Annotated in this window: 12 protein-coding genes and 1 other RNA gene; all 13 read left to right on the top strand. The window is 42.0% G+C overall.

Translation table 11 applies throughout. From position 1 onward, the window contains the following. Positions 1-178 precede the first annotated feature (178 nt). The 13 genes from ffs to FWJ32_RS12735 all read left to right on the top strand — a co-directional run bounded on the left by ffs (position 179) and on the right by FWJ32_RS12735 (position 9,900). Positions 179-444: signal recognition particle sRNA large type (gene ffs / locus FWJ32_RS12795), an RNA gene on the top strand. A 62-nt stretch (positions 445-506) separates the two neighbouring features. After that, positions 507-1,661, top strand: coding sequence for a geranylgeranyl reductase family protein (locus FWJ32_RS12790; protein ID WP_149546356.1), 1,155 nt, complete (start codon positions 507-509; stop codon positions 1,659-1,661). Positions 1,662-1,688: 27 nt separating this feature from the next. After that, positions 1,689-3,287, top strand: a complete 1,599-nt coding sequence (gene dnaX / locus FWJ32_RS12785) for a DNA polymerase III subunit gamma/tau (RefSeq protein ID WP_149546355.1) — start codon at positions 1,689-1,691, stop codon at positions 3,285-3,287. 41 nt (positions 3,288-3,328) lie between these two features. Continuing rightward, positions 3,329-3,658: a YbaB/EbfC family nucleoid-associated protein gene (locus FWJ32_RS12780; RefSeq protein WP_149546354.1), complete on the top strand. Its 330-nt coding sequence runs from the start codon at positions 3,329-3,331 to the stop codon at positions 3,656-3,658. 15 nt (positions 3,659-3,673) lie between these two features. Beyond that, positions 3,674-4,270, top strand: a complete 597-nt coding sequence (gene recR / locus FWJ32_RS12775) for a recombination mediator RecR (protein WP_149546353.1) — start codon at positions 3,674-3,676, stop codon at positions 4,268-4,270. A gap of 70 nt (positions 4,271-4,340) precedes the next feature. After that, a complete protein-coding gene (locus tag FWJ32_RS12770; protein ID WP_149546352.1) occupies positions 4,341-5,510 on the top strand; it encodes an HD-GYP domain-containing protein in 1,170 nt (389 codons plus the stop codon). Between the two features lie 56 nt (positions 5,511-5,566). Next, the gene (locus tag FWJ32_RS12765; protein ID WP_238988890.1) at positions 5,567-5,848 is read left to right on the top strand and encodes a YaaL family protein; all 282 of its coding nucleotides are present in this window, start codon (positions 5,567-5,569) and stop codon (positions 5,846-5,848) included. A gap of 43 nt (positions 5,849-5,891) precedes the next feature. Beyond that, entirely contained in the window at positions 5,892-6,161 is a 270-nt protein-coding gene (locus FWJ32_RS12760) for a pro-sigmaK processing inhibitor BofA family protein (RefSeq protein ID WP_238988889.1), read from the top strand. Positions 6,162-6,393: 232 nt separating this feature from the next. Continuing rightward, positions 6,394-6,984, top strand: a complete 591-nt coding sequence (locus tag FWJ32_RS12755; RefSeq protein ID WP_238988888.1) for a 2-oxoacid:acceptor oxidoreductase family protein — start codon at positions 6,394-6,396, stop codon at positions 6,982-6,984. Next, positions 6,981-7,286, top strand: coding sequence for a 4Fe-4S binding protein (locus tag FWJ32_RS12750; RefSeq protein ID WP_149546349.1), 306 nt, complete (start codon positions 6,981-6,983; stop codon positions 7,284-7,286). Before FWJ32_RS12755 ends, FWJ32_RS12750 begins: the two co-directional genes overlap by 4 nt. A 12-nt stretch (positions 7,287-7,298) precedes the next feature. After that, positions 7,299-8,501: a pyruvate ferredoxin oxidoreductase gene (locus FWJ32_RS12745; protein WP_149546348.1), complete on the top strand. Its 1,203-nt coding sequence runs from the start codon at positions 7,299-7,301 to the stop codon at positions 8,499-8,501. Beyond that, positions 8,489-9,418, top strand: coding sequence for a thiamine pyrophosphate-dependent enzyme (locus FWJ32_RS12740; RefSeq protein WP_149546347.1), 930 nt, complete (start codon positions 8,489-8,491; stop codon positions 9,416-9,418). The genes FWJ32_RS12745 and FWJ32_RS12740 overlap by 13 nt, the downstream gene beginning before the upstream one ends. A 134-nt stretch (positions 9,419-9,552) precedes the next feature. After that, positions 9,553-9,900 (top strand): DUF1657 domain-containing protein, encoded by a 348-nt coding sequence (locus FWJ32_RS12735; protein ID WP_149546346.1) that lies wholly within the window; start codon positions 9,553-9,555, stop codon positions 9,898-9,900. Positions 9,901-10,181 lie beyond the last annotated feature (281 nt).

Here is a 10,181-nt window from a genome sequence, read left to right as displayed (position 1 = left end):
TTTAGTTGTTCTTGAGACATTAGATAACGCACCTCATTCCCCATAGTGACATTTTATCACGATAGTCTACAAGGTGACATTATCATAAAATAACCACAATTGAAGAAAATGGAGTATTGATTTTTCCTGATAAAAAGGATATAATACTAATTGTCATTTTTAAGAATAAAAGGCCTGGCCGTACTAGACGGGGAGGTAGCGGTGCCCTGTAACCTGCAATCCGCTATAGCAGGGTTGAAGTCCTACGCCGAGGCATACTATTGTACAGTCTGGTCGGTGCAAGTGGCGAAGAAGACTGGGTCCTGTGCAACGGAAATTTACGAACCCCGCCAGGTCCGGGAGGAAGCAACGGTAAGTAAACACTTCCGTGTGCCGCAGGGTTACCTGGTCAGAGCTGGCTGCACTGGTGCCGTGTGTAATGGTGTGTCAAGGGTAGGTGTACGGCCTTTTAAATAAGACCCGATGAGGGCCTTTTTTGGTATGATCGTAACTGCAGGGTGGTATACATGTATGATATAATAATAGTAGGAGCAGGACCGGCAGGTTCTACTCTTGCACATAAACTGGCAGTCTTGGGTTTTTCTGTATTGATTATAGAAAAACAGGCCTGGCCGCGTTTTAAACCATGCGCTGGTGGTATTACAAAAAGATGTTATAATAGAATTGCAACTGACATTTCTAAGGTTGTTGAGGATACAACCTACAGTATGGTTCTCACGTTGCACCATAGGATAGGTGCCGAAATCACTGCCACTTCACCTCTTATATACCAGGTGGACAGGAAAAAATTTGATGCTGTCCTGTCAGATATAGCCGTCAAGAGCGGTGCAGAGTTTCACGTCAGAGAAAAGTTCCTTGATTTTGAACACCATGAGGGGTATATTAGTGTTAAGACAGAGAAAGACTCATACATGTGCAGGGTTCTGGTAGGAGCAGACGGGGTCAACAGTACAGTCGCCAGGAAAGCAGGCTTTACAAAATTTAAAGTAGGTACAGCATTAGAAGCTGAGGTAAGGCCAAAAAGCCATACAATAGAGGATTTAAAAGGCAAGATACATATAGACTTTGGGACAATAAAGGCGGGTTATGGCTGGAATTTTCCTAAGAAGGATTCGCTATCCATAGGTGTGGGTACCTTCAGAAATATGGCAAAGGACATAAGGGACAGTCTGCATCATATGCTGGATAGTGAAGAGATAAATAACAACGATGAGGTACATGTATATGGTCATCCCTTAGCTTTTCCCCATGGGGAAAAGAGAAGATATAATAAAGGGAACATACTCCTTGTGGGGGATGCGGCAGGCCTGGCCGATCCATTTACTGGCGAAGGTATATATTACGCAGTATGGTCGGCGTCAATAGCGTCTGAGGTTATATCAGGCTGGTTTAATGGCAAGGGGAACCTTGATGCTTACACAAAAAGGATAAATAAAGAAATAAGACCGGAGATCCGTTCGGCCTATGAACTTTCAGTATTTTGCTATCATTTTTTTCCTTTTGTTATGTTAAACCTGAAAAACTTCCCCGTAATATTCTCATATTTTGCAGATGTTATTACCGGGCATGATGACTTTAGATACTGGCAGGTTAAGGTCCCATCATGTATGTTTGGCATTAGAAAACCGCAGTCAAAGGTTGATATCAAATATATAAAATAATAGTAATAGAGTGAGTGGTGGATAATAATGTATACAGCACTGTACAGAAGGTTCAGACCATCCAACTTCGATGAAGTGGTTGGCCAAGACGCCATAGTAAGAGCACTAAGGAATCAGGTAAAGCACAACATGATATCTCATGCTTACCTTTTTACTGGATCGAGAGGAACCGGCAAAACAAGCATGGCCAAGATTTTTGCTAAGGCAGTAAACTGTATGGAGCCTGTAGATGGAAATCCATGCGGCCACTGCCGAAACTGTCAATCTATGGCAAATGGGGATAGTCTTGATATGATAGAAATAGACGCAGCATCCAACAACGGGGTTAACAACATAAGAGAACTAAGAGAAGATGTCAAGTATCCGCCGTCAACAGGAAAATACAGGGTATACATTATAGACGAGGTTCATATGCTGTCTCAGGGAGCTTTTAATGCACTTTTAAAGACACTGGAGGAACCCCCTTCATATATAATATTTATCCTTGCAACGACAGACCCGCAGAAGGTACCCGTAACCATATCCTCTCGCTGTCAGAGATACGACTTTAAGAGGATACCGGTAAACAGCATAGTGAATAAACTCATGGACATCGCAAGGTCTGTAGGGATAGATCTAAAGGCAGATGCTGCAATGCTTATAGCAAGGAAGGCAGAAGGGGCAATGAGGGATGCCCTGTCTATACTGGATGAATGTATATCCTTCAGCGGCAAGACCATAACGAGAGAGAACGTGCTTGATGCACTGGGCATAACGGGAGAGGACTCGCTAATTGAGCTGCTGACCTCGCTGGAACAAAAGGATTCGTCCCGCTGCATTGATGTCATCGACAGAGAATATATGAACGGAAAGGACCCTGCTCAGATTACAAGAGACCTTTTAGGACTTTTACGCGACCTGCTGTTTATGAAGACAGTAAATAATTCTAAGGCAAAGCTTGACTTACCTGATAGTGAATATGAATCGTTGACTCAATTAGCCTCGTCTATGGATACAAAGGAGATAGTTAAAATCATCGACGCCCTTTCTGCAACAGAGCATTACCTCAGATACTCTGCTCAGCCGTTGATTGTACTGGAAACGGCGCTTATCAAACTTTGCATGGCCATGGATGAAAAAACTGAAGCCGAAGGTGTTACAACCCCTGTACCACAAAGGGCCAGTGCGGCAAAGTCGAAAGAGGCCGGTGTCAAGCAGGAAAGCAGGGCTTTAAAACAGGGTTCTGTGCCAAAAGTCGAGAGAGAAGACGTGTTGGAAAACAAAGCTGATCTGGGTGATAATGATTCAAACAAGACCTATAATGCAGTAAAAGAGGCCTGGCCACATATACTTTCCGCTGTAAAGCAAAAGTCTATGGTGCTTTATGCATATCTTTCAGAGGGTGTCCTGTCAGAGAAGAGCAATGAAACCATAAGACTGGTTTACAAAAGCGATGGAGCTTTTTTTAGAGAAGAAATGGAAAAACCTGAGAATAAAGAGATAGTTGAAAATACTATAAAAGAAATTACTGGTTTAAATGCCAAGATTGAGTGTATAATAGAAGAAGAAAACCAAGAAGAGGATGAGTTTCTAACAAAAGTTTATAAGGTTTTTGATGGTGTTGAAATCAAGGTTATGAAAGAATGAGCATAATCTAATATTAAGGTTAATGAAAGGGGTTATTTTAAATGGCAAAGTTTCCGGGTAATTTTAACATGAACAATATGATGAAACAGTTTCAAAAGATGCAGCAGGAGATGGAAAATGTTCAGAAAGAACTGGATGAAATGAAGATAGAAGCCACATCCGGCGGTGGCGCCGTCAAGGTGGTATCCAACGGGAAAAAGCAGATAATGGAGATAAACATCTCGCCTGAGGTTGTTGACCCGGAAGATGTTGAGATGCTTCAGGACCTTGTACTGGCAGCAGTAAATGAAGCGCTTCAAAGATCAGAGGATGCCATGAAGGAAAAGATGAGCAGGGTCACCGGAGGAATTGACATATCTGGTCTTTTGTAAACTGGAGGTATGCGAATGAACTACTATACACCACCAATGGCCAGGCTGATAGAGGAACTATCAAAACTTCCAGGGATAGGACCTAAGACTGCTCAAAGATTGGCCTTTTATATAATTGACATGAAGGATGAAGATGTGGAATCTCTTTCTAATGCCATAAAAGAAGCAAAGTGGAAAATACACTATTGCCCAATTTGCTTTAATATCACTGAAAGGGATTTGTGTGAGATATGCTCAGACACATCGAGGGATAGATCCGCTATATGTGTGGTGGAGGACCCAAGGGATGTTGTCGCCATGGAAAAAACGAGAGAATACAGGGGACTTTATCATGTACTTCATGGTACCATATCCCCATTAGATGGTGTGGGTCCCGAGGATATCAGGATAAAGGAGCTGTTGTCGAGAATCAATGAAGATATAAAAGAGGTAATCTTAGCTGTAAACCCCGATGTAGAAGGTGAAGCCACTACCATGTATATTGCAAAACTGTTAAAGCCGTTGGGTGTAAAGGTTACCAGAATAGCACACGGCATACCCATGGGTGGAGAGTTAGAGTATGCCGATGAGGTAACACTGGGTTCAGCCTTAAACGGGAGGAGAGAAATTTAAATGCTCATGTTTGTATGAGCATTTTTTTATTTGTGATATAATAGCACTGGATAGATATGGGGGTGGAAAAATGAGGTTACTCTTAAATGATATTCTCTCGTCGTTTTCATTGGCACTGGATCTTGCGGAAGAGAAAATGTTTGAACATGCAAGAAGGGTAGCATACATATCGCTCTGCATAGCAGACAAATTAAAGTTGAGTCAGGACTACAGAAAGGATGTATATTTCTCTGCGCTTCTCCATGATGTTGGTGCCAGCGAGGCCAAGGCCGACCTTTCGGGGGATGTGGATTACGTAAAAAGACATGTAGAGATAGGATATGATATAGCAAAGATTATGCCGCTAAATAGTGATGAAATCCCAAATGCAATACTGTATTCCCATGAGAACTGGGATGGTACAGGACCATTTGAAGTCCGCAAGGATATGATACCTTTAACTGCTCAGATAATACACCTGGCAGACCAGTTTGACATAAGATATAATAGGAATATAAACTACATTTATCAGGCCGATCAGCTTGTAGACTGGGTAGTGGACAATAGCGAAAAGATGTTTTCACCATATGCAGTTGAGGCTTTTAAATCGGCCGTAAAACCAGATGAGTTTTGGCTCAACTATGCCTTTTTTAATATAAAGGGAATCCTTGCAAGGATGGAACCAGTAGAACCTGTTGACCTCGATATTAATGGGCTTATTGATATATCACGAGCGTTTGGGATGGTTATAGATAACAAGAGCCGCTTCACGTTAAGGCATACCCAATCTATAGCAGAACTTGCATATAGAATGCTGTCAGAACTGGATATGGACGAATCAAAAAGAGAAATGGGCGTAGTGGCAGCTTATCTGCATGATCTGGGTAAGTTAGCCATACCAAACAGCATATTAGAAAAAAACGGTAAATTAACGAAAGAGGAATTTCTAATAATAAAATCCCATGTTTATTATACAAGAGTGATTTTAAATGAAATAGAGGAACTGGGTGACATTATACATTGGGCTGCTAATCATCACGAAAGGTTAAATGGAACAGGATATCCAAGGCAGTTGACCGCTTTTGAACTGGATAGCATCGACAGACTCATTGCAGTATGTGATGTATTCGTAGCACTTACAGAGGAAAGACCCTACAGGGAAGCTATGTCTTATGAACAAGCTCTCAGCATAATGGACGAAATGGTCAACAATAAAGAGATAGACGAATTTTCAGTAGAACTTTTAAAAAAGGTAGTATAAAGCGGATTTATCCTGGGGAAAATATAACATAGAATATTTTTCCTGGGGTGGTTGTAGTGATTAACCTTAATGCTAATTATTTCAATGATATTTTGAGTAGGGCTAATAAAATTTTTGCAGGGGGGTCCATGGAGGACAGCGAGAGTAGAGATGCGACGGTACTTATAGCAGCTATAGAACGTGCCAAAGAAGAGATGCAGTATGCGGAAAATTACTTTGAATCTGTTTATGACCCCGACCTTGTTGACCATGCAATATACTATAGGGAAGCTGCAAGAAAGAAATATGACTATCTTCTGAAGCTGGCCAAAAAGGAGGGTCTTATAAAAGCAGAATAAATTTATGGACACCCCTATATATATTGTAAGAGGGGGTGTTTTTGTGGATGGTATCGGAATCAATATAATAATAGCGTATATCGTAGGTCTTATCCTGCTGTATCTTTTAGGATGGGTGCTCCTTACACCGATAAAGATTGTATGGCGGCTGTTATATAACGGAATCATTGGTGGCATAATTCTTGTAATACTCAACTTTGTTGGGGGGCACTTTGGACTTCATATACCATTAAACCCATTTTCTGCTCTTATTGCAGGGTTTCTTGGTGTGCCGGGCATAATTTTACTTTTGCTGTTGCAATACCTGCTGTAGTTATTTTGAGAGAACATAATATTGGAAATCTTACTTCTTTTTTTTTGCAATTGACATTAGGACCTGCATCTGTTACATTATATATGGAACCTGTTATACATGTAATCGTTGAGGTTTTCAACGTTTTGTTGAGCTGTTATATATGAAATCAAATGCTATATAATACAGTTTAATTCTTAAAACTGTAGTATAACAGTCCGCATATTTCAATTATTGGAAGGAGGAATACAATTTGAATACTACTACAGTGTCCAAGATGCTGGAAATTCGCTGGCATGGTAGAGGCGGACAAGGTGCAAAGACAGCGTCTCTTTTGCTTGCTCAGGCAGCATTTGAGATTGGGGCGTATATGCAGGCATTCCCGGAGTATGGTCCGGAGAGGATGGGAGCTCCGGTTACAGCCTATACGAGGATCAGCAATGAACCAATAAGAATCCATTCAAATATTTATGAACCTGATGTTGAGGTGGTTATAGATCCAACACTTATAGGTACGGTTGATGTTACTGCAGGGCTAAAGGAGGAGGGCATTCTCCTGGTAAATACACCAAAAAGTCCTGAATATGTAAAGGAAAAGACAGGCTTTAAAGGAAAGGTCTACACAATTGATGCTTCTCAGATTTCACTGGATGAAATAGGTGGTAACTTCCCGAACACTCCTATGCTTGCTGCGGTTGTAAAGGTGACAGGCATACTTGATGAGGCGAAGTTTATTGAGAATATGGAGGGCAACTTCAGGAAAAAGTTTGCGCACAAACTTCAGGTTGTGGATGGAAATATGCGTGCCCTTAAGAGGGCTATGCAGGAGGTGAAGGGCTTATGAGCGAAAAGGTCTACAAGACGGGGCCAGACGCATCATGGGAGGAACTGCCCAAGGCTGGTATTATCTACGAGGCTGGAAATTCTAAGGAATTTAAGACCGGGGATTGGAGAGTAGAAAAACCAGAATATCATGCGGATAGATGCATACAGTGCCTGTTCTGCTGGGCTTATTGTCCTGAATCAGCAATTATAGTTAAAGATGGTAAGGTTGTTGGTATAGATTATGATCATTGCAAAGGCTGCGGGATTTGTGCCGTAGAGTGTCCTGATAGGGCAAAAGCCATACAAATGGTTACAGAGTAAGGAGGGAATTAAATGGCAAAGAGAGTTTCTTTATCGGGTAATGAAGCAGCAGCTTTTGCTATGAAGCAAATCGATCCTGATGTGGTTGCTGCATATCCTATCACACCTTCAACAGAGATACCTCAGTATTTTTCGCAGTTTGTGGCTGATGGCAAGGTCAATTCCGAATTTGTTGCGGTAGAGTCAGAACACAGTGCTATGAGTGCCTGTATAGGTGCATCGGCAGCAGGAGCCAGGACGATGACGGCTACTTCTTCGCAGGGCCTGGCCTTAATGTGGGAAATGCTCTATATAGCTGCCTCGCTGAGGCTGCCTATAGTTATGACAGTTGCGAACAGGGCACTTTCAGCCCCAATAAATATTCACAATGACCACAGTGACTCCATGGGTGCGAGGGATTCAGGATGGATTCAGCTGTATTCAGAAAGTGCCCAGGAAACCTACGACAATATAATACAGGCGATAAAGATTGCTGAAGATCCCAGGGTGAGCCTGCCGGTAATGGTATGTATGGACGGTTTTATAACCAGCCATGCCTTGGAGAGCATTGAGGTGCTTGAAGACGAAGAGGTAAAGAGATTTATAGGTGAATATAATCCTGAAGAGTTTTTATTGAATGCAGAGCACCCCATTGCAATGGGCGCACTGGACCTGCCGCCGTACTATTTTGAGCATAAGAGGCAGGAAGAGCATGCAATGGAAAACGCTAGAAAGGTTATATTGGAGGTCGCTGAGGAATACGAAAAATTGACCGGCAGAAAATATGGTTATTTTGAAAAGTATGCCCTTGATGATGCGGATATAGCTATCGTGGTATTAAACTCCACTGCTGGTACAACCAAGGTGGTTGTTGATGAACTGAGGGCTCAAGGTATCAAGGCTGGCCTGTTAAAGCCAAGGACGTATAGGCCGCTTCCAGCCAAAGAGATCTTTGACGCACTGAAAAATGTGAAAGCTGTAGCAGTTTTGGATAAGGCAGACAGCTTTGGGGCATATGGGCCGCTTTTTACAGATATCAGGAGTATAATGTTTGACAATAAGGATATAAAGATCGTTAACTATATATATGGCCTTGGTGGCAGAGATGTTGGCGCAAGGGATATAGAGATGGTTTATAATGACCTTATGGATATTGTAAAGACTGGCAAGGTATACGAGGTTAAAAAATATCTTGGCGTTAGAGAAAAGGGTGGTGAAGAAGCATGGCAACTTTAAGAGATATAGCCAAAAAACCCGAGCTTCTTAGTGGAGGACACAGACTCTGTGCTGGCTGCGGTGCCCCCGTTACAGTGAGAAGGATTTTAAGCGCGGTACCAGAAGATACCCATGTGGTTGTGGCCAACGCCACAGGTTGTCTTGAGGTCTCAACGACTGTCTATCCATACTCTGCATGGAGGACATCATATATTCACAGTGCTTTTGAAAACGCTGGTGCCACCATAAGCGGTGTTGAGGCTGCATATAAAGCAATGAAGAGGAGAGGCAAGATAAATGAGAAGTTTAAATTCATAGCCTTTGGTGGAGATGGCGGTACCTATGATATAGGGCTTCAATCGCTTTCTGGTGCCTTAGAGCGTGGACATGACTTTGTATATGTGTGCTATGACAACGGCGCGTATATGAACACAGGTATTCAGAGATCTTCGGCTACGCCTATGTATGCCGATACTACTACAAGCCCTGTGGGTGATGTTATACCTGGCAAGTCACAACCAAGGAAAGAGCTTGCCGATATAGCAGTGGCTCATAATATTCCTTATGTGGCCCAGTCTACTCCGGCTCACTGGAAGGATCTATATGAAAAGGCTGAAAAGGCCATCAACGTCGATGGGCCAGCTCTGCTCAATGTTCTTGCTATATGCCCCAGAGGATGGAGGACTGAGACGGCCGAGGGTATGGAGATAACAAGACTGGCTGTTGAAACATGCGTATGGCCGCTGTTTGAGGTTGTAGAGGGTAAGTGGAGACTTACCTATAAACCGAGGAAAAAGCTGCCAGTTGAGGAATATCTAAAGAAACAAGGCAGATTTAAGCACATGTTCCAGCCAGGTAATGAGCATCTGATTGAAGAATTCCAGAAACAGGTTGACAGGCGCTGGGAAGAAATCCTTGCACGCTGCGGTGAGATATAGGTTTATAGTAAATAGCTGTGGTGATTACCACAGCTATTTTTATATATTGGTTTTATATTCCGCGTTTTTAAAAACTGAAAATGAAAATAATATAGTGTGGGGCAAAAAATAAAAAAGTATGGAGGGGTTTATAAATGACTGTTAAAAGTGATCTGGAAAAGGCAAAGGCTTCAGCTCAAGGAGCATTGGGCACTTATGCCATGTTTGCCAGTTCTACAGAAGACCCCACGGCCAAGCAGATGTTTAAGCAGATGCAGCAGGATATGCAGAGACATGTTGATATGCTTAACAACAGGTTAAATTATATCAACCAGAATAACAACATGAATAGTGGCCAGGCCCCAACTCAAGGTGCTCAGCAAAATATACTGACTAACAAACAAAATCAGAATACAACCAAATCTGCTACAAAGATTGCCCAATCTATAGAAGATAAATCAGATAAACTGCTGAACACCGTTAAAAATGACCAAATTAAGTAGGGTGGGCTATAAACCCACTCTATTTTAATATTGTTAAGCATATTGAAGCAAAAAGAAGAAGGTTTATTCTATACGACCCTAAACAACAATAATCGACATATATCAGTTTTATACGACTATTGACACCCACCCACAAACATGATAATATAAAATACGCCTCAAGGGGCGAGAAAAGGAAAAAAGGGCTTGACATGAGGCATAAGACGTGCTAATATATAAAAGTCGCACGATGGCAAATAAATAGAGCGGAACGCCAAGATAGAAGTAAGGAGCAAATATTT

This window comes from Calorimonas adulescens (assembly GCF_008274215.1).
Lineage (GTDB): Bacteria > Bacillota > Thermoanaerobacteria > Thermoanaerobacterales > UBA4877 > Calorimonas > Calorimonas adulescens.
This window is presented reverse-complemented; position numbering and strand designations above follow the sequence as displayed.

Excerpts from the sequence above, each read along its gene's own strand:
- FWJ32_RS12780 (WP_149546354.1), top strand. The coding sequence starts at position 3,329 with ATGGCAAAGTTTCCGGGTAATTTTAACATGAACAATATGATGAAACAG.
- recR (WP_149546353.1), top strand. The coding sequence starts at position 3,674 with ATGAACTACTATACACCACCAATGGCCAGGCTGATAGAGGAACTATCA.
- FWJ32_RS12790 (WP_149546356.1), top strand. The coding sequence starts at position 507 with ATGTATGATATAATAATAGTAGGAGCAGGACCGGCAGGTTCTACTCTT.
- FWJ32_RS12745 (WP_149546348.1), top strand. The coding sequence starts at position 7,299 with ATGGCAAAGAGAGTTTCTTTATCGGGTAATGAAGCAGCAGCTTTTGCT.
- FWJ32_RS12740 (WP_149546347.1), top strand. The coding sequence starts at position 8,489 with ATGGCAACTTTAAGAGATATAGCCAAAAAACCCGAGCTTCTTAGTGGA.
- dnaX (WP_149546355.1), top strand. The coding sequence starts at position 1,689 with ATGTATACAGCACTGTACAGAAGGTTCAGACCATCCAACTTCGATGAA.
- FWJ32_RS12750 (WP_149546349.1), top strand. The coding sequence starts at position 6,981 with ATGAGCGAAAAGGTCTACAAGACGGGGCCAGACGCATCATGGGAGGAA.
- FWJ32_RS12770 (WP_149546352.1), top strand. The coding sequence starts at position 4,341 with ATGAGGTTACTCTTAAATGATATTCTCTCGTCGTTTTCATTGGCACTG.
- FWJ32_RS12735 (WP_149546346.1), top strand. The coding sequence starts at position 9,553 with ATGACTGTTAAAAGTGATCTGGAAAAGGCAAAGGCTTCAGCTCAAGGA.